The organism is Marinobacter sp. GH_1, assembly GCF_048595985.1.
GTDB classification, from domain to species: domain Bacteria; phylum Pseudomonadota; class Gammaproteobacteria; order Pseudomonadales; family Oleiphilaceae; genus Marinobacter; species Marinobacter shengliensis.
The window spans coordinates 697095-714742 of record NZ_CP184460.1; the positions used below are offsets into that span (position 1 = coordinate 697095).

General features: G+C 58.8%; 19 protein-coding genes. 18 read left to right on the top strand and 1 reads right to left on the bottom strand.

All coding sequences use genetic code 11. The features are described 5' to 3' along the window. Window position 1 precedes the first annotated feature (1 nt). The 14 genes from ACNSOI_RS03265 (at window position 2) to ACNSOI_RS03330 (ending at window position 14589) form a co-directional block, all read left to right on the top strand. Window positions 2-331 (top strand): hypothetical protein, encoded by a 330-nt coding sequence (locus ACNSOI_RS03265; protein WP_420195119.1) that lies wholly within the window; start codon window positions 2-4, stop codon window positions 329-331. Further along, a complete protein-coding gene (gene mshL, locus ACNSOI_RS03270; RefSeq protein WP_420195120.1) occupies window positions 328-2040 on the top strand; it encodes a pilus (MSHA type) biogenesis protein MshL in 1713 nt (570 codons plus the stop codon). Before ACNSOI_RS03265 ends, mshL begins: the two co-directional genes overlap by 4 nt. Beyond that, entirely contained in the window at window positions 2040-2879 is an 840-nt protein-coding gene (locus ACNSOI_RS03275) for an ExeA family protein (RefSeq protein WP_420195121.1), read from the top strand. Before mshL ends, ACNSOI_RS03275 begins: the two co-directional genes overlap by 1 nt. After that, on the top strand, window positions 2876-3982 hold the full coding sequence (locus ACNSOI_RS03280) for a tetratricopeptide repeat protein (RefSeq protein WP_420195122.1): 1107 nt from the start codon (window positions 2876-2878) through the stop codon (window positions 3980-3982). The genes ACNSOI_RS03275 and ACNSOI_RS03280 overlap by 4 nt, the downstream gene beginning before the upstream one ends. After that, window positions 3979-5745, top strand: a complete 1767-nt coding sequence (locus tag ACNSOI_RS03285; RefSeq protein ID WP_420195123.1) for a GspE/PulE family protein — start codon at window positions 3979-3981, stop codon at window positions 5743-5745. Before ACNSOI_RS03280 ends, ACNSOI_RS03285 begins: the two co-directional genes overlap by 4 nt. Beyond that, window positions 5745-6974 carry a type II secretion system F family protein gene (locus ACNSOI_RS03290; protein WP_058090017.1) on the top strand — a complete coding sequence of 410 codons (1230 nt, stop codon included), beginning with the start codon at window positions 5745-5747 and terminating at the stop codon, window positions 6972-6974. Before ACNSOI_RS03285 ends, ACNSOI_RS03290 begins: the two co-directional genes overlap by 1 nt. Continuing rightward, the gene (locus ACNSOI_RS03295; RefSeq protein ID WP_420195124.1) at window positions 6974-7555 is read left to right on the top strand and encodes a hypothetical protein; all 582 of its coding nucleotides are present in this window, start codon (window positions 6974-6976) and stop codon (window positions 7553-7555) included. Before ACNSOI_RS03290 ends, ACNSOI_RS03295 begins: the two co-directional genes overlap by 1 nt. Before the next feature lie 38 nt (window positions 7556-7593). Next, a complete protein-coding gene (locus tag ACNSOI_RS03300; RefSeq protein ID WP_061333581.1) occupies window positions 7594-8115 on the top strand; it encodes a prepilin-type N-terminal cleavage/methylation domain-containing protein in 522 nt (173 codons plus the stop codon). 44 nt (window positions 8116-8159) lie between these two features. Further along, window positions 8160-8624: a type IV pilin protein gene (locus ACNSOI_RS03305; RefSeq protein ID WP_420195125.1), complete on the top strand. Its 465-nt coding sequence runs from the start codon at window positions 8160-8162 to the stop codon at window positions 8622-8624. A 129-nt stretch (window positions 8625-8753) separates the two neighbouring features. Further along, complete coding sequence (locus tag ACNSOI_RS03310; RefSeq protein WP_420195126.1) at window positions 8754-9182, top strand: type II secretion system protein; 429 nt, start codon at window positions 8754-8756, stop codon at window positions 9180-9182. Further along, window positions 9179-9697, top strand: coding sequence for a type IV pilus modification PilV family protein (locus ACNSOI_RS03315; RefSeq protein WP_061333584.1), 519 nt, complete (start codon window positions 9179-9181; stop codon window positions 9695-9697). Before ACNSOI_RS03310 ends, ACNSOI_RS03315 begins: the two co-directional genes overlap by 4 nt. Next, window positions 9697-10482 (top strand): PulJ/GspJ family protein, encoded by a 786-nt coding sequence (locus ACNSOI_RS03320; protein WP_420195127.1) that lies wholly within the window; start codon window positions 9697-9699, stop codon window positions 10480-10482. The genes ACNSOI_RS03315 and ACNSOI_RS03320 overlap by 1 nt, the downstream gene beginning before the upstream one ends. Next, on the top strand, window positions 10472-10888 hold the full coding sequence (locus ACNSOI_RS03325) for a hypothetical protein (RefSeq protein WP_106693325.1): 417 nt from the start codon (window positions 10472-10474) through the stop codon (window positions 10886-10888). The genes ACNSOI_RS03320 and ACNSOI_RS03325 overlap by 11 nt, the downstream gene beginning before the upstream one ends. Then, window positions 10885-14589: a DUF6701 domain-containing protein gene (locus tag ACNSOI_RS03330; protein ID WP_420195128.1), complete on the top strand. Its 3705-nt coding sequence runs from the start codon at window positions 10885-10887 to the stop codon at window positions 14587-14589. Before ACNSOI_RS03325 ends, ACNSOI_RS03330 begins: the two co-directional genes overlap by 4 nt. A 13-nt stretch (window positions 14590-14602) precedes the next feature. On the opposite strand, the gene ACNSOI_RS03335 is transcribed toward ACNSOI_RS03330, so the two are convergent. Continuing rightward, the gene (locus tag ACNSOI_RS03335) at window positions 14603-15049 is read right to left on the bottom strand and encodes a hypothetical protein (protein WP_072678380.1); all 447 of its coding nucleotides are present in this window, start codon (window positions 15047-15049) and stop codon (window positions 14603-14605) included. A gap of 180 nt (window positions 15050-15229) precedes the next feature. Here ACNSOI_RS03335 and ACNSOI_RS03340 point away from each other — a divergent pair, with 180 nt between their 5' ends. Genes ACNSOI_RS03340 through ACNSOI_RS03355 form a run of 4 tightly spaced genes read left to right on the top strand, consistent with a single transcriptional unit; the run spans window position 15230 to window position 17610 of the window. Further along, window positions 15230-15973 (top strand): MotA/TolQ/ExbB proton channel family protein, encoded by a 744-nt coding sequence (locus ACNSOI_RS03340; protein WP_286253742.1) that lies wholly within the window; start codon window positions 15230-15232, stop codon window positions 15971-15973. Further along, window positions 15963-16361: an ExbD/TolR family protein gene (locus ACNSOI_RS03345; protein WP_420195129.1), complete on the top strand. Its 399-nt coding sequence runs from the start codon at window positions 15963-15965 to the stop codon at window positions 16359-16361. The genes ACNSOI_RS03340 and ACNSOI_RS03345 overlap by 11 nt, the downstream gene beginning before the upstream one ends. Then, the gene (locus ACNSOI_RS03350; protein ID WP_058090026.1) at window positions 16358-16777 is read left to right on the top strand and encodes an ExbD/TolR family protein; all 420 of its coding nucleotides are present in this window, start codon (window positions 16358-16360) and stop codon (window positions 16775-16777) included. The genes ACNSOI_RS03345 and ACNSOI_RS03350 overlap by 4 nt, the downstream gene beginning before the upstream one ends. Then, window positions 16777-17610, top strand: a complete 834-nt coding sequence (locus ACNSOI_RS03355) for an energy transducer TonB (protein WP_420195130.1) — start codon at window positions 16777-16779, stop codon at window positions 17608-17610. The genes ACNSOI_RS03350 and ACNSOI_RS03355 overlap by 1 nt, the downstream gene beginning before the upstream one ends. Window positions 17611-17648 lie beyond the last annotated feature (38 nt).

The window sequence follows — 17648 nt, forward strand, 5'->3', positions numbered from 1 at the left end:
GATGGCACATCCTTTGTTCAGATATTTGATGATGACGTTGGTGTCACTTGGGTCGCTCCAGGCCTATGCCTTGCAAGACCCGACCCGACCTCCCGGTGCTGACGCGCAGCCGGTGGTGGCATCGCCGGTCCGGGAAATTCGGCTGGGCTCGATCCTCCTGGGCAAGGAGCGGCGGATTGCCGTCATTGAGGGTGTAGCCCTGAAAGAGGGCGACAGCCATGACAACATACGTGTGCGCCGTATCTTCAAAGATCGGGTAGAAGTAACAGATCGCGGCCAACCCAGAACCCTGTATCCGGAACCGCTCCCGCAGGTGCGGAGAACACCATGACAGACAGTCGGACCATGATGACAACACTCAGACCTCTCGCAGCTGCCATGCTCTCACTAACGCTGGTTGCCTGCGCCAATAACCCGCTGATGCGGACGTCTGCCGCCACATCAACAGACGTTGCCGATCAGATTGACCAGGTGCTGGCCGAAGCCGAGCGGCAAACCCCTGCCTCGGGTTCCGCATCCGGTGATCCTGCTCCTGTATCAGCCGCGGAAATCAGCAGTCAGTTGCTACCGCCCCTGTCCAGTGCGCAGGAGCAGGACGAGCGTTTTGATGTGAATGCCCGCGGCGTTCCAGCCTCCAGCTTCTTTGAAGCGCTGGTGGAGGGTACCCGCTATAACGTGGTGGTCCATCCGGGCGTTACGACACCGGTTGATCTGCGCCTGAGCGATGTCACCGTCCCGGAAGTCATGGAGATTGCTGCGGATTTATACGGTCTGGATATCCAGCGTAATGGCCGGCTGTTTCGGGTGGCGGAAGACCGGATACAGACAAGACTTTTCCCCATTGACTACCTGCATTTCAAACGCCGCGGTGGCTCAGAAACCCGTGTCAGTTCGGGCCAGGTCAGCAGCGCCCGGGGCAGTGGCAACGGTGCTTCCAACTCAAACTCCAATTCCAATACCGGTAATGAAACCCGAAACCTGGTGGGCACCACCATATCGACCGATACCGAGTCTGACTTCTGGCGGGATATTCGCCAGACGGTGGCTATGATCGTGGGTAATGATGGCCAGGTAGTGGTTAACGCTGGCGCGGGCCTGGTGATGGTCCGGGCGGGCTCTGACGATTTGCGGATGGTGGAGGATTACCTGCGCCGGACTGAACTGATCATGCAGCGTCAGGTTGTTCTGGAAGCGAAAATACTGGAGGTTACTCTGAACGAGGGCTACCAGCAGGGCATCAACTGGGCTGACGTCCAGAGCTCCGCCGGTCGTGCCGATTATTTCACGGCCCAGTCGCTGGCGGGTCAGCCGATCCGCACCCCGGATATTGGCGGGCTGTTCTCCGCCACGGTGAGCGCCGGCGATTTTACCGGTCTTATTCAGCTGTTGGGTCAGCAGGGCAATGTGCAGATTCTGTCGAGCCCGCGCATCTCCACCATCAACAACCAGAAAGCCGTCATCAAGGTAGGTACCGACGAGTTCTTCGTCACCGATATTGATTTCAATGATAACAACTCGGCGGTGACCGCCACCGACAGAACGTCCACTTCGGTTGAGTTGACGCCGTTCTTCTCCGGAATTTCCCTGGACGTTACCCCGCAGATTTCCGACAGCGGCGCGATAACACTGCATGTGCATCCATCAGTCAGCGAAGTGAATGACCAGGAAAAGGTCATCACCATTGGCGAGCGGGATGTCACCCTGCCTCTGGCGCGCAGCACGGTGCGTGAAACCGACAGCGTGATTCGGGCAGAGAGTGGTCAGATTGTGGTGATTGGTGGTTTGATTCAGGACACCAGTGAAGACACTACTTCTGCCGTGCCCTTCTTCAGCGATATCCCGCTGGTGGGGGAATTGTTCAAGCAGCGCCGCTTCGAATCCCGCAAGAGTGAGTTGGTCATCCTGATACGGCCCATGGTGGCCAACACTGGCCAAATGCAGGCGGATGTGCAGGCCAGCCGGGAGCGGATGAACGTGCTCAGAGATCTGCTGAACTCGGCAGAGTCGGTTAAACCCCAGGCGGAGACGGCCCCCCGCTGATGTACGAAAGCCACTTTGGACTGCAGGAAGCACCGTTCGCATTGACGCCAAACACCCGGTATTTCCTCCGGGCGCCCAGTCATGCCGATGCGTTGGAGCTGTTATTGGTGGCGTTGCAGCAACGGGAAGGCTTTATCAAGGTGACTGGCGAGGTGGGCACCGGAAAGACCCTGCTCTGCCGCTTGCTGCTCAACGAACTGGATAAGACCGCCTGCACGGCTTACATACCCAATCCGAACCTGCCGCCGGAGACCCTCTATGAGGCGGTTGCCGAGGAACTGGGTGTTGACGTGGCCGGGTGTAGTAACGGCCACCAGATTCTCAAGGCGCTGAACCAGCGATTGATTGCCCTGGCCATGGAACAAAGCCCGGCGGTACTGGTGATTGATGAAGCCCAGGCCATGCCCGAAGAAACCATTGAGGCTCTGCGGTTGCTGACCAACCTGGAAACCGAAAGCACCCGGTTGTTGCAGATTGTGCTGTTTGGCCAGCCGGAGCTGGACACCATCCTGGCGAAGGACAGCCTGCGCCAGTTGCGCCAGAGAATCACCTTTCAGACCCGATTGCAGCCACTGGGTCAGGAATCCGTGGGCCAGTACCTGCGGCATCGCCTGGCCCGGGCCGGCTATAACGGAGCGGACATTTTTGCCCCGGCAGCATTAAAAGTCATCTGGCGTTCATCCGGCGGTATTCCCCGGCTGGTGAATGTCCTGGCCCACAAATCCATGCTGGCGGCCTGGGGGCGGGGAGACCGCCAGGTGGCCAGAAAGCACGCTCTGCAGGCCGTGAAAGACACAGAGAGTGCCCGCCCCGTTAGCTGGCTCCGGAGGTGGGTATGAGCTTGTTGAATGATGCCCTGAGGGCCGCAGAGGAACGGCAGAATCCGCCCCGTGTGGCCGGCACATACACTGGCCAGCCTGTGGCCCGGGATTCGGCAGCGTCCGGGATGCCGATTGCCATTGTTTTGACGGTGGCACTGGCGTTGATGGGTGGCGTAGGTGCCTGGTGGATGCTGTCAGGTAGTTCTGAAGAGCAGTCCGTTGTCGCCGATAGCGCCAGGGTTTCGGCAGCCCCGGAATCACAAGAGATCACGGAGACAGCCGCCCTGCCAGAGGTCATCGTCGAACCGATCCCTGTTGAGCCTGCTTCTGAAACCGAGGTGTCGACCCCTGATAGTGCATCCACGGCGGAGATCGTGTTGGTAACCGAGCCCACGCCGGAGCGCTCCGAGCCGGCCAATGCGGAGCCCGCGGCGGACCAGGACGAGCCCGAGGTTATTCAGGTGGCGCAAGCGCAGCCACAAACCCCTGATCGGGAGGTGAACACTTGGGATCGTGCGCCGGAAGCATCGGTAAAGCAGCAACGGGAAACGCCGGAAGCGGTGGACCTGCGCACCAGTCGTGACTTGGCCAGCTTGCTGGCAACCGGTCGCAATGGTGATGCAGAGCGTGCACTGACGGAACTGACCACCCGTCAAACGGCTCCCCGAAGCCGGGAGATCTTTGCCCGGGAGATGCTGGTTCTGGATAGGCCAGGTCGTGCCCTGGAATGGTTGCCGGACTCTGTGACCAACGAACATGCTGGCCTGAGATTGCTGAAAGCCCGCGCCCAGTTGGCACTGGGCGATTTGAACCTGGCGATCGCTACCTTGCAGGCGCGGGTGCCCCCGGTGGCTGAACAGGTGGAATATCGCATTACCCTGGCCACCTTGTTACAGCAGGCCGGCGAGGCCGACGAATCGGCCGGCCACTGGTCTGAATTGATCGCCCACGACGACAGCCAGGGTACCTGGTGGCTGGGGTTGGCCATTGCGCTGGAAACCGGAGGGCGCAACCGAAGTGCATTGCAGGCCTTCACACAGGCTGCGGCCATGCCCGGAATGTCTGCTTCACTGGCGGACTACGCGCGGCAACGCATATCAGTTTTGCAGGCGGAATCATGAGTACGGAACCGAAAAAGAAAATCCGCATAGGCGACCTGCTGGTTCAGAATAATGTCATCACTGAACAGCAGTTGATGACCGCCCTGCGGGAGCAGAAAAGTACCGGTCGCAAGCTTGGCCGAACGCTCATCGAGCTGGGCTATGTCGACGAAGACAACCTGCTCAACATCCTCTCGCGCCAGTTGGACGTGCCCTTTGTTCAGCTGCGCCATTACCAGTTCAATAACGAACTGGTTAAGAAGCTGCCAGAAGCCATGGCGCGCCGGTTCCGGGCCATTGTGCTGGCGGAACAGGGCGGGGAGTTGCTGGTGGGCATGGCCGACCCGCTGGATATCTTCGCCTACGACGAATTGGTGCGGGTGCTCAAGCAGCCCATCAAACAGGCGGTGGTGCGGGAGAGCGAACTGCTCAACACCCTGGAAATGGTCTACCGCCGCACCGATGAAATCGCCTCCCTGGCGGAAGAGCTGGAAGACGAACTGGGTGATGACGCTTTCGACCTGGCTGACCTGTCCGCCGAATCCGAAAGCGCCGACGCCCCGGTGGTCAAACTGCTGCAGACCCTGTTCGAAGATGCCGTACAGGCCAGAAGCTCGGATATCCATATCGAGCCCGACGAGACCGTCGTGCGCATTCGCCAACGGGTGGATGGCGTACTGCAAGAACAGGTGATGAAAGAAAAGCGCGTGAATGCAGCGCTTGTTCTGCGCCTGAAACTGATGGCCGGGCTCAACATCTCCGAGAAGCGCCTGCCCCAGGATGGGCGCTTCAACGTGCGGGTGAAAGGCCGCAGCATTGATGTGCGGGTATCCACCATGCCGGTTCAGTACGGCGAATCGGTGGTAATGCGTTTGCTGGATCAGAGCCAGGGCACTTTGGATCTGGAAAGCACCGGCATGCCGTCACACCTGCTGGACCGCTTCCGCAAACTGATCAAAAAGCCCCATGGCATGATTCTGGTCACCGGCCCCACCGGTAGTGGTAAAACCACCACCCTCTACGGTGCCCTGACCGAGCTGAACAAGGCAGAAGTGAAGATCATCACCGCCGAAGACCCGGTGGAATACCGGCTGCCTCGCATCACCCAGGTACAGGTAAACCCGAAAATCGGGCTGGAGTTCGCCACGGTGTTGCGCTCCGCCCTGCGGCAAGACCCGGACATCATCCTGGTGGGTGAGATGCGGGACCACGAAACCGTGGAAATCGGCCTGCGCGCCGCCATGACCGGCCACCTGGTGCTGTCGACCCTGCATACCAACGATTCCATCAGCAGTGCCATGCGTTTGATCGACATGGGCGCTGAGCCGTTCCTGGTGGCCAGTTCCCTACTGGGCGTGGTGGCCCAGCGCCTGGTGCGCCGAGTGTGCGATAACTGTAAGGAAACCTACCAGCCTTCTGAGCAGGAACTGGTGTGGCTGCAGTCCTTCGACCTGGACCCACTGGATATCGAGGCCGGCTTCGTGCACGGCCGTGGCTGCTACCAATGCAGTAATACCGGTTACAAGGGCCGGGTGGGCGTGTACGAAATGCTGGAAATGAACGAAGACATGCTGGATGCCCTGCGCAGAAAGGACGTGTCCGACTTTACCCGGGCTGCCCGCAAGAGCCCATTGTTCCGACCGCTTGGCCAGTGCGCCATGGACTATGCCCTGCAGGGCGTGACCTCTTTACAGGAGGTTGCACGGGTGGCGGCCACTACAGAAGGTGCATTGCTGGAAGGTGACGATCTGGCAGCCGACGGCGCCATAGGGGTAGATGACTGATGCAGTTCAGCTACCGGGGTAAAGACAACCGTGGTGTTGTCCAGCAAGGTTCACTGACCGCCGCCAATGTGGATGCGGCGGCCAGTGAGCTGATGCGCCGTGGTATTACCCCGCTGGCCATTCAGGAACAGGTGCAAACGCAATCCGGCATGGACCGGGTAAACAACCTGGCCATCTTCCGCAAAAAAGTAACGTTGGATGAACTGATTGTGTTCTGCCGGCAAATGCACGCGCTCACCAAAGCGGGCATCCCGCTGATCCGCACCATGCGCGGGTTGGCGGAAACCTCCCGTTCACCGGTGCTGGCGGAGGTACTGGAAGATATCACCAATCGCCTCGAAGGCGGTAATACCATGGCCACGGCCATGCAGGCGCACCCGAAAGTGTTCTCCGACCTGTTCATCGCCATGATCCACGTGGGCGAAAATACGGGCATGCTGGATGACGCGTTCAAGCGCCTGTCGGAAATCCTGGAACTGGAACGGGACACCAAACGCCGGGTAAAACAGGCCCTGCGTTACCCCACCTTTGTGGTGGTGGCCCTGCTGGCGGCCCTGATGGTGGTGAACTTTCTGGTTATTCCCAGGTTTGCCTCGGTGTTCAGCCGCATGGGGGCCGACTTGCCCTTCCTTACCCAGGTCTTGGTGGGCACGTCTAATTTTCTGCTCAATTACTGGTATGTGATGTTGTTTGGTTTCGCCGCTGCCGGTGTGCTCGTGCGCCAGTGGAAGCAGACAGAACAGGGGCGGGAAATCTGGGACCGCTACAAACTGAAGCTCCCGATTATCGGCCCCCTGCTGGAGCTGATTACCCTCAGCCGGTTTGCCCGGAACTTCGCCACCATGTTGAAAGCCGGTATGCCGGTGACCCATGCCTTGACCGTGGTCGCCGATGCCACAGACAACGCCTGGATAGCGCACCACATCAAGGATATGCGCCTGGGCATCGAGCGCGGCGAAAGCCTGCTGCGCACCGCACGCGCCAGCGAAATGTTCACCCCGCTGATTTTGCAGATGATTGCCGTGGGCGAGGAAACCGGCTCGGTGGATGACATGCTCAACAACGTGGCGGATTTCTACGACGAAGACGTGGACTACGGCCTGAAACGGCTGGCGGAATCCATAGAGCCGATTCTGATTGTGGCCATGGGCATCCTGGTACTGATATTGGCGCTGGGCGTGTTCCTGCCCATATGGGACCTGGGAGCCGCCGCCATGGGGCGCGGCTAGTGCGCCAACCGGTCTGGTCTTCCGCCAGTGGGCTGGCTAACGCCCGGCGCATGCGGCTGTTTGTTGCCCTGCTGGTGCTGTTCACCCTCTGGTGGGTGTTGCTGGGCAAACTGGAAGGCGAGCTGCAGCGGGCGGAACAACAGAGCGTTAACATGGTGTTGAGCCAGTTGCGGGCGGCATTGGTGGTGAAAGGGGCCGAAACCATGCTGAGCCGGCAGGGCAGTCTGGAAGAACTGGAAGGGCGTAACCCCTTTGACTGGCTGGACCACCAATGGCCCATGTACTCGGGCGAATGTAGCGAAGGGGAGCCAAAGCAAGGTGGCTGGTGCTTTCGCCCTGGGCAACAAAAAGAAACAGGCGAAGATGGCAAGGGTTGGTTAATTTATAACCCAAAGCAGCCGATAACCATTGAAGGGCAGCTCGCAGAACCCGGCCACCCCTTCGCCTGGACAGTGACAACCGAATTTGCAAACCGCAGCCGGAACAACCTGCGGGTGCAAGCACAGCGGCCAACCGGCCTGAAACTGGCACCGGTGCCGTTGACAGAAACCACAGTGAGCGGGCAGGACGCCAGCCGCTGACGGGATAACACGACAGATCACAGGCAAGAGGCTGACGAATGATGCAGTACAACAGCAGGCAAAAACAAAAGGGTTTTACCCTGATCGAGCTGGTGGTGGTGATTGCCATCCTGGCGATACTGGCGGCGTTTGCGCTGCCGAGGTTTGCGCAGCTTTCGGAGCAGGCGCATCAGGCGAGTATCAAGGGTACCGCTGGTGCCTTGAGCGCGGGTGTGGCCTTGGCTAAGGCTCAGTGGGTGGCGAATGGCCAGACTGGAGCCGTGAGTGCTGTTGATGGTTTTGGCGACGGCGATGTAGCAGTTAATGAAGATGGTTGGGCCACCTCAACTGACGGAACGACCACTGCACCAAACCAGGCGCGCTGCGTACAGATCTGGCGAGGTCTGATGCAGTCCAACGCTCCGACCATCGACCAGCGCTCGGCCGCTAACGCCAACGCGGAGTACTGGGCCGCTGTGTCCAACACAACCGCATGTGAGTACGAGTACCAGCTTGATGGCCAGAACAGCACGATTACCTACGACACCGCTGACGGCTCCATAGTGACCGTCATCAACTGATATCGAAAAACGAGTTTGAGTAGACCCCAGAAGAGGTAATGACAATGATGAATGCAATTCAGACAAGAAAGCAGAAAGGTTTCACCCTGATCGAACTGGTTATGGTGATTGTGATTTTGGGTATTCTGGCGGCGTTTGCTTTGCCGCGGTTTGCGGATTTGGGAAGTGATGCACGTCGCGCAACCATTGAAGGGGCTGCAGGAGCAATACGCTCCTCTGCCTCAATAGCGTACTCGGCTTGTTTGGCCAGCAATGCTTGTGATGCAAACGCAGAAACAGGCGAAGAGGTTACTCTTGAGGGCACGGCAATAGCGCTCGCTTATGGGTATCCAACAACTGCTTCCATTCTCTTGGCTGCGCAGTTAGACGGTGACTTCGATACGGATACGACTGGAGAGATTCGCGCTGCAGGGGCTCCCTCGGACGGAGATAATTGCTTGATTACCTATGCAAACGCTACTGGCCCCGGTGTAAGACCTGCCATAACAGTTGATACGGACGACTGCTAATTCTGAGGTCGAAAGTTGCATGGGGGTTGACCTGGCTGTCGAACTTTTTGAGTGTTGATGGTGACTGAGAGGGTTGTGGCTTTGAGCGTTACCGGAAGACCCCAAGGGTTTACACTGGTTGAGCTGGTGATGGTGATTATACTCATCGGAGTGATCTCCATTCTCGGTGTCGGGCTATTCGTCAGAAGCTCAGCCTTTGCCCCCTTATTGGCCACCCAACAACTAGCCTCCGCCACGCTGCTTGCCCAACAAGCAGCGCTGGCGGGCAATCCCTCCAATTCCGTAACCATCCGCCAAACCTCGAATGCTTTTGAGTTCGAGGCGGCGGATTCCCTGTTTTCCATCCGCCGTGAGGGCGCCAGTATGGCGTATCAGGTAGCCGGTCAATCCGGGCTCACTCCGATTCCTGGCGGCGGGTTTACCATCAACTTTGACCGAATGGGGCGCCTGGCGACACCGTTCAGCGGTCAAAGTCTCCAATTCCAGATCTCAGGCGACAGTGACTTTACCCTGTGTCTGAGCTCCCTTGGCGCCGTGTATCAGGGGCCTTGTTCATGAGGTCTTGCCGGCGCCCCGGTGTTCGCCAGCAGGGCGCGACCCTGGTGGAGCTGGTGATGACCATTGTCATTATCAGCATTGCTATCGCCGGCGTTGTTGGTGCCTTTGCCTTGATCACCGGCCGAAGCGCTGACCCCTTAAATCAGACCCGTGCGGTGGCATTGTCGCAACTCTACATGGACGAAATCCTCTCCAAATCCTTTGCCCATGATTCCCCTGTGGGCGGCGGAGCGGTGGATGCCGGCGACGCGGATTGCAACAACCTTGGGCCGGATGGCGAAACACGGCGTACCTTCAACGATGTGGACGATTATCACACCCTGAATAACGCGCCGCCCGAGAACAGCGAGGAGGAATCGTTATCGGGCTACAACAATTTTCAGGTGTCTATTTCGGTGGCCTGTGCCGGCACCGAAGTGGGCCTGAGCAATCATGAAGCCAAACGCATCGATATTACCGTTACCGATCCCTCCGGGAACACCTACCTGTTCAGCGCCTACCGGGGGAATTTCTGATGCGCCAGCAACAGGGGTTCACCCTGGTCGAGCTGGTGATGGTCATCGTGCTGTTGGGCATTGTGGCCACCATCTCGGTGCAGTTTGTTGCCCTGTCCACTCGTGGTGCGCTGGACGTAAGCGAACGGCAACAGCGCGCGCTGCAAGGCGTGGTGATCAGTGAGCAAATCACCCGGGAGGTGCGCGAAGCGTTTCCCCTGTCCGTTCGCGAGAACGGCGAATGTCTGGAATGGCTGCCGGTAATCGCCGGCACCGGCTATGAATCCCTGACAACAGGCCCAGGCTTTGATGAAGTGAGCATAGTGCCCTTCGGCCGAGCAGTCCCCGCCGGTGCCCGGCTGGTGGTGTACGGCTACGGCTCGGCCCAGTCCGATCTCTACGACACCTCCAATCCTGGGCCGGTTTCACCGGCCATTATTGCGGTCGCGGATAGTGATACAACCATTGAACTGTCCGCCAGTCATCGTTTTCGCGAGCGCTCACCGGAAAAACGCGTTTACGCCATCGCTAGCCCGGTCAGTGTCTGTCAGGTTGGGCAATGGCTTTATCGATTCAGCGGGTACTCTCCAGGCTCTACTCAGCCTTCTGCTGCTGCCCTGAACGGAGCCGGTGGAACTCGGGAGGTTATGAGTGCCAACCTGGTCGGCGGTTCGTTCAACCTAAAAGTAACGCCACCCTCGTTGCAACGGGCGGCGGTTGTGAATTTTGAATTTGAGTTGGCAAACCTGAATGGTGACGAGACCACTCGAATGAGCCAGGAGGTGCAAATTCGCAATGTACCCTGAGCAATCGATTCACAATCAGGCCGGTGCCGGTTTGCCGGTCGCACTGTTTGTTATCACCGTGCTGGCGCTGCTGGTCATCGGGATGGCTCAGTTGCAACAAAGTTCCAGCAACGCTGTAAGTCTGCAAATCCAGTCTCAGCGTGCCTTTTTCTCCGCAGAAAGCGGTGCTCAGCTCGCGGTTGCTGACGTCCTCTATGGAGGGCGGTCCTGTCCGGCTTCCTGGGTGCTGAATTTCACCGAGGCATCCCTTTCAAGCTGCTCGGCGTTGCTGGCTTGTTCCGCAGAGGATCCATCCGGGGGTACGGGGGGCAGCGGCGGGGACACGCTCTACACAATCACGAGCAGGGGTGTCTGTGGTTCAGGCGCGGATGCCGCGGAACGAGTCCTGGAGGTTAGAGTACGATGAGGTCCCCCCACTTCTCCTGGGCCATGCTGGCAGTACTCTTCGTGTTGTTCATGGCAGCGCCGCCAGCTTGGGCGGCCCAATGTTCTGATGTGTTCGGTGCTCCCAGTGGTGTCAACAGCAACCTGCAGGCTTCCGGAAATACCTTGGACCTTTCGGGGGTGCCCTGGGCCAACAATCCATGGCCAGTATCAGGCACGACACTGGCCGCCGGAGACTATTATTTCGGTAGTGCGAACCTTGGTAATGGGTACCAATTGAATGTCGCAGACGGTGCCCAGGTAAGGATTTTTATCAATGGTTCGCAAGCCTTTGGGAATAACATTGCAATCAATGCGGGCGGTGATCCGGGCCAGTTGTTATTGGTGACCAGAGGTAGCCTGACCTTGGGGAACAACGCCCAGGTCAATGGGCTACTCTACGCCGCCGGGTCGATCAGCGTTGGCAATAATGCTGTGATCACGGGTGGCCTGGCAGCCGGTGGCGGCATCAGCACCGGCAATACCGGCCCGGTGGCAGACTACAGCGGCATTGAGCAGGGCTTGCTGGCCGGACTGTGTGCCAGACGTGTGGAGCTTTCCGCCAATGGTGACAGTGTTGGCCCGGTCACAGTTGAAGTTGGGGACGCTGTCTCATTGAGTGTGACGGGGGAAGGGTGCCCGAGTGCTGGCTTTCTTCGTTTCCTCCGGTGGGAGGATCGATGGTCTATTGATGGTGTACAAGACCAATCGTCTACCAGCGATGTCTCCCTGTGCGAGCGCTCACCAGTAAACCGCACTGTAACGTTCGATTCGCCTGGTGATTACTCAGTGCGATTTGAATCGGTTTACCGGGACTGCAGCATATTTTTCGGATGTTTAGGGGCTTCCGTTCAGAGTTTTGGGCAGGATGAAATCATCATCTCTGTCACAGATCCCAGTGACGGCCTGACCTGTTTTGTCGATGACTTCGACGGCGGAAGCCTGTCTGCGGACGATTGGGTTACTTCTGTGGCCAGTGGAAGCTTCACCCCATCGGTCGTCAACAATCGATTAAGAATGACCCAAGCCGTCAGTAATCAGTCGACAGCAGCGACGCTGCAGCGAGAGATCCCGGGCGCAGACAATCTGGTGATTCTCGAGTTCGACTATTTTGCTTACGGTGGCAGTGGTGCAGATGGGCTGGCGATTGTGTTGTCAGATTCTGCAATAACGCCGCAGCCAGGCAGCTTCGGTGGTTCACTGGGGTATGCCCAGCGAGATAATGGCGACCCCGGGTTTGCAGGCGGTTGGCTCGGGATCGGGCTGGATGAGTTTGGCAACTTTTCCAATCCCACTGAGGGGCGGCAGGGAGGCCCCGGTTCCCGGGCAGACGCCGTTGCCATTCGCGGCGCCTTTCAGGGCAATTATCGTTACCTGAGAGGTACCAACACGCTTTCGCCGGGCATCGATCAGGCCGGTACTAACCCCACGGCCCAGCGCTATCGAATCACCGTTGATTCCAGGCTGGCGAACCAGGCCATTGTGTCGGTAGAGCGGGATACTTCCGGAAGTGGTAACAATTTCCAGACGCTTATTGCCCCGTTCAATGCGCTGGCGGAGCCCGGCCAGCCTGCGGTGCCGGAAAATTTTCTGCTCTCCTTGACGGGCTCCACTGGTGGCTCCACCAACATCCATGAGCTGGGAAACATTGAACTGTGCGCCTTAAAGTTGAATCCCGTAGGGCAACAGGTAGACCATTTCGAGATCATTCATGACGGCGTTGCCCTGACGTGTCAACCCGAGACGGTACAGGTTCGAGCATGCGGCAACGCCGATTGCTCTGAGCTATTCACCGACCCGGTACAGGCGACACTGGCCCCCGCCAACGGTTGGCAAGGTGGAAACGTAGTGTCGTTGGTAAATGGCTTCGGGGAGGCGACGTTGCAGAACACGTCGCCCGGAACCGTGAGGCTCGATGTTGTTGGATCAAATCCTTCAACACGCCCCCAGGCCGTGACACTTTGCCAGATAGGTGGATCCTTGTCGGCGTCAAATTGCGACCTGCCCTTCTTTGAATCGGGCCTGGCGTTTGACCTTCCCGATCTGATTTCACACCGACCCTCCGGCCCTGTTCAAGTGCGGGCGGTCCGTCAGGACGATGTCACTCAGCAATGTGTGCCGGCGTTTGCAAACCAAACCAAAGCTGTGGAGTTTTGGTCCGAATATGTAGACCCTGGCCCGGGTGGCCGAGACGTCAGTCGAGCGGTGTCTGTGAATGGGGCGCCGGTTGGCATAGACGCTTCCGCACCAGCTGGAATTGATTTGTCATTTGATGGTGATGGCGTTGCGGAGATCGATGTGATCTATCCGGATGCAGGGCAGATGCAGCTCAACGCACTGTATCGGGGCAGCGAGGCAACCGAAGATGCCGGCCTGCTGATGCCCGGCGCGGACAGCTTTGTCAGCGTGCCCGCCGGTTTTTGTGTTTCCGCGGCATCGTCCTGTACCCAGGGTGATGAGACCTGCCCATTGTTCCGCAGGGCAGGGGAATTCTTTGACCTGACCATTACTGCAGCAGGTTGGCAGAGTGACACAGATGTGGATTTCTGTGCTGGTAATCCGGTCACGCCAAACTTCGAACTGCCGGGTATTCCTTTACAGGTGGAGTTGGTGGCCCCTGCCGGTGGCGAGACCGGTGAGGTTTCTCCTGGTAGTTACGATCATGCTCGAGCCGCTGATGCGCAAACCACGGTAGCTGTAAATCAGTCCGAAGTGGGGGTATTCCGCTTTCTCACAAGCCCGGCGCCCGGGGCTTATCTGGGGCGGGATCTGCCGCAGGGCCGGAGTGCTCCGGTCGGGCGCTTCTATCCTGACCGCTTCCGGGTCACGGTGGACCCAGGCGCCTTTGAAGCGGAGTGCGGGGCAGGGCAGTTCACTTACACGGGACAACCGTTCGGTTGGTTGATGGCGCCCACCGCGCTGCTTGAGCCGTTGTCTGTACAGGGCGGGCGAACCCGAAACTACACGTTCGACGGCTTCAGGCGCCTATCGGTGGCCGGCGTCTCAACACTTGTTCCCATTGAGGACCTTGCTGCAACCGATGCCAATGGCGACCCAATGGCGTTTTCTGTCACTCAGGAGGCGGCCGCACTCAGCGTACAGGAACCCGGACTTATATTGTTCTCGTTCAACCCGAACGATCAGTTCGAGTATCCGAAGAGCCCGGTCACGCGTATAGAGCCATTCTTGCCGCAGTTAGAATTTACCGTCACATCGGTTCAGGATACCGACGGTGTTCAGGCCGAGGCGGCCCCCTATGACTTCGAACCGGAGGCCTCTTTTGAGATCCGCTACGGCCGGCTGATCATGGAGAACGTTTACGGCCCGGAAACGGTGGAGGCCTTGTTTATGCCGTTCAGGGTGGAGTCTTTCGAGGGCGGGCGGTTTGTTACCCGTGATGCGGACAGTTGCACCACGTGGACAACGACCGATATTGATTCGGCCGAAACTCACCATGCGCTGCTGGCGGATTCCGGAGTTTTCGACGAGGGCACAGCCGGGCCATTGCGCCTGGAACCTCTTGGTACCCAGGGCACCGATCTGCTGACCTGGGATGTTCCGGAGTGGCTGGAGGATGATTGGAACAACGATGGGGTGTTAGCAGACCCCTCCGCCACCGCCACCTTCGGCGTCTACCGAGGCAACGACCGCATCATCTACTGGCGGGAAGTACCCGCTAACTGAGCCACCGGCGTTATCAATAAATGCGTATGCTGCCGGTCATTCCTGCCTCCTGATGACCGGCTACCGGGCAGGTCAGGTCGTTGAACTCTCCGGTTTGTACCGGCACAAACCACCAATCCGCCTTGTGGCCTGGAAATACCTCAATTTCATGGATGTGGCCTTTGATTTCGGCTGTGCGCTGGCCGTCGGGTGCGTAGGTTTGTGCCTTGCGGGTAAATACCGAGCGTGCCATACCATTGGAGGAAAAATAGTGTGGCTGGGGGCTGTTGTTGATCAGCACCAGCCGGTAGAGCTTACCAGTCTCAAATTCGAGGTGTGATGGGCTGAATCGCATCTCACCCTCGGTCGTGCCCAGTTCGACTTCCACTACGATGGGCGTTTGTCTGGTCAGGTCGCCTTCACTGTGAGCCTGAAAGGGTAGTGTGATGCCAGCCACCAGTAGCGTTATCCAGAATTTCATCGCGTTGTTCTCCTCATCCACTCGTTTCGACAGTATCAGCGGACAAGTCGGGATACCTAGCGTCTTTCCGTAGTACAACCAAAGTTGGGGAAGTGGCGACCAAAGGGCGGTTCAGGCGGTCCTGGCATTGTGTCAGGCTCAGGCTGAATCAGTGCCATTTGCGCGGGATTGGGTGACGTGATGTCTGAGTGGTTGAGTCCGTTGGTGGAAATGGGTGTGTTGACGCCCGGGTTGGTGGAATTGCTGGGTATTGGCGGGCCGGTGGTGGCGATCTTGTTGGTATTCTCCATGGTTGCCGTCACGTTGATTATTGGCAAATCCCTGCAGTTGTTTTTGGCCACCTGGCAATCCAAAACCAAAGTTTCGGACAGTCTGTCTTTGTGGCGGGACGGCCAAGTGCGTGACGCCCACAGTCTCTTGATGACGTGCCAGCAGCCGGTTCCGGCATTGGTGGCCAGTGCCATGGCCTCGGTGATGCGCCATGGTGACGCGCCGCTGGTTCGGGAGGAGCTGGCCCGCCAGGCGTCCCGGCACTTGGCGTCGCTCAAGTGCTATCTGAAGCCGCTGGAAGTCATTGCCACATTAAGCCCATTGCTGGGCCTTCTGGGTACGGTAATGGGAATGATTCTGGCGTTCCAGCAGATGGAAGCGGCCGGTAACCAGGTGGACCCGTCGGTGCTGTCGGGAGGGATCTGGCAGGCGCTGCTGACCACAGCTGCGGGCCTGATTGTGGCCATTCCCGTGGTCATGTTGCACAGCTACCTTGAGCGTAAAACGGACCGCCTGGTGGATGAGATGGAAGATGCGCTGACCGCGGTGTTTACCGGACCCTTGGTTGGCAATACTTCCGGCGCGGTGAATGTGTCTGAGCCGGCGGCTAATCCTCTTAACGCCAGTGATGAGCGGCGGGGCCATGCAGCTTGATCGCCCTGCGGCACCCTCCCGAAAGCTGATTGGTCTGACACCACTGATTGATGTGGTGTTCATTCTACTGCTGTTTTTCATGCTGACCTCCTCGTTTATCCAGTGGCAAAGTCTCGACTTGATGGTGTCGACGGGCGAGGGCTCGGAGGTCTCCGGTGAGCCACCGTTGATGCTGGGGATGGCACCGGATGGCCGACCAATCCTGCCGGATGAGCCGCTCGTGTTTCTGGATGACAGGCAGCTGAGTGACCTGCTCGCAGGAGGCGACCGATCCGTGATCCTCACACCCAATCCAGCGAGTTCAATACAACAGGTGGTCTGGTTGCTCGATAAGGTAGGGGGGTTGGGTGCAGCCAGCGTCTCGGTGAACACTGGGGCGACAGAATGAACATCAAACGTGGCAGCGCTCCGGCGGCCAGTAATGACGATCATCTGATACCGCTGATCAACGTGGTCTTTCTGATGCTGATCTTCTTCATGCTGGCCGGTCAGATTCGGGCGTCTGATGGTTTGCCGTTTGTTCCGCCAGCCATGGACTCCGGCGGACCGGAGGTGTCAGCGCAGGTCGAGATTCTGATGACGGAAGGTGGTGAGGTTTTTCTCAATGGCACCCCGGTCCAGCACGACGAGCTCTCGCGGGTATTGGCGGATGGCTGGGGTGTGGATGGAGCGGCGCGCTCCCAATCCCCGGTGCTGGTCAGGATTGATCAAGCGTTAACGGCAGAGCAATGGCAGCCGGTGTTGGCCTGGGTGTCGGAAGCAGGGTTTGAATCGGTGCACCTGTCCACGCGGCGGAGCCCGTGATGGGGTTGAAACGTCGGTATCTGTTTGCGGGTGCGCTCTGTGCACTGGCGTTTCATGCCGGAGCCTTTCTGATCGTGCAGGGTGTATTGGCGCACCAGCCGGTGCTGGATGTGGCCGCGGATGAAGGGACCGATGGTGTTTTCGTGACGCTGGCGAGTGCTGACATGTCGCCTGCTGAAAATCCTTCTGACACTGATCCGGAGCCGGTACAGGCCACCCCGAAAGAGGAGCCCCTGCAGAAGCCTGATTCCTTGCAGGCCCCCATGCCCGCGCCGTCGCCAGAAACAAAGCCAGAACCCCTGCCAGAACCAGAGCCCAAGCCACAACCAACGCCAGAGCCAGAGCCAGAGCCAGAGCCAGAGCCAGAGCCGGAGCCTGTCGAGCCAGTATCGACAACGTCAGAACCCGATAGGGACGTAGAGGAGCAGGAGGTGCCCGAAATCAGTGGCGCCGACCCGGCACCCACCGCAGAGCCTAACTTGGCCCCCGCCGAAGATGCCTCGGCAACCCCCGCGACACAGGCAGATACCGGTGGTGTGGTGAACGATGAAGCCCGTTATCTGCAAGCGTTACTGGGCCACCTGAACCGCTATAAACGTTACCCCGATTCTGCCCGCCGCATGCGTCGGGAAGGTGTGGTCGAGGTGACCTTTACGGTTAACCGGCAAGGCCAGGTGGCAGACGCCCGGGTGGTAAAGAGTGCGGGCTTTCGCCCCCTGGATGACGAGGTGCGGGATATGTTGTCCAGGGCGGTACCGTTACCCGGAGTGCCTGCGGATTATGGCCGGCCCGAGTTGACGGTGACCTTGCCCGTCGCCTTCTCACTGCGGTAACGCCCGGCTTTAACGGGAAAATGTCCCGACCCAAAGTA

Coding starts and splice junctions, on each gene's coding strand:
- ACNSOI_RS03275 (WP_420195121.1), top strand. CDS start 2,040: ATGTACGAAAGCCACTTTGGACTGCAGGAAGCACCGTTCGCATTGACG.
- ACNSOI_RS03320 (WP_420195127.1), top strand. CDS start 9,697: ATGCGCCAGCAACAGGGGTTCACCCTGGTCGAGCTGGTGATGGTCATC.
- ACNSOI_RS03285 (WP_420195123.1), top strand. CDS start 3,979: ATGAGTACGGAACCGAAAAAGAAAATCCGCATAGGCGACCTGCTGGTT.
- ACNSOI_RS03280 (WP_420195122.1), top strand. CDS start 2,876: ATGAGCTTGTTGAATGATGCCCTGAGGGCCGCAGAGGAACGGCAGAAT.
- ACNSOI_RS03310 (WP_420195126.1), top strand. CDS start 8,754: ATGGTGATTATACTCATCGGAGTGATCTCCATTCTCGGTGTCGGGCTA.
- mshL (WP_420195120.1), top strand. CDS start 328: ATGACAGACAGTCGGACCATGATGACAACACTCAGACCTCTCGCAGCT.
- ACNSOI_RS03300 (WP_061333581.1), top strand. CDS start 7,594: ATGATGCAGTACAACAGCAGGCAAAAACAAAAGGGTTTTACCCTGATC.
- ACNSOI_RS03325 (WP_106693325.1), top strand. CDS start 10,472: ATGTACCCTGAGCAATCGATTCACAATCAGGCCGGTGCCGGTTTGCCG.
- ACNSOI_RS03340 (WP_286253742.1), top strand. CDS start 15,230: ATGTCTGAGTGGTTGAGTCCGTTGGTGGAAATGGGTGTGTTGACGCCC.
- ACNSOI_RS03345 (WP_420195129.1), top strand. CDS start 15,963: ATGCAGCTTGATCGCCCTGCGGCACCCTCCCGAAAGCTGATTGGTCTG.
- ACNSOI_RS03265 (WP_420195119.1), top strand. CDS start 2: ATGGCACATCCTTTGTTCAGATATTTGATGATGACGTTGGTGTCACTT.
- ACNSOI_RS03350 (WP_058090026.1), top strand. CDS start 16,358: ATGAACATCAAACGTGGCAGCGCTCCGGCGGCCAGTAATGACGATCAT.
- ACNSOI_RS03315 (WP_061333584.1), top strand. CDS start 9,179: ATGAGGTCTTGCCGGCGCCCCGGTGTTCGCCAGCAGGGCGCGACCCTG.
- ACNSOI_RS03335 (WP_072678380.1), bottom strand. CDS start 15,049: ATGAAATTCTGGATAACGCTACTGGTGGCTGGCATCACACTACCCTTT.
- ACNSOI_RS03290 (WP_058090017.1), top strand. CDS start 5,745: ATGCAGTTCAGCTACCGGGGTAAAGACAACCGTGGTGTTGTCCAGCAA.
- ACNSOI_RS03330 (WP_420195128.1), top strand. CDS start 10,885: ATGAGGTCCCCCCACTTCTCCTGGGCCATGCTGGCAGTACTCTTCGTG.
- ACNSOI_RS03355 (WP_420195130.1), top strand. CDS start 16,777: ATGGGGTTGAAACGTCGGTATCTGTTTGCGGGTGCGCTCTGTGCACTG.
- ACNSOI_RS03305 (WP_420195125.1), top strand. CDS start 8,160: ATGATGAATGCAATTCAGACAAGAAAGCAGAAAGGTTTCACCCTGATC.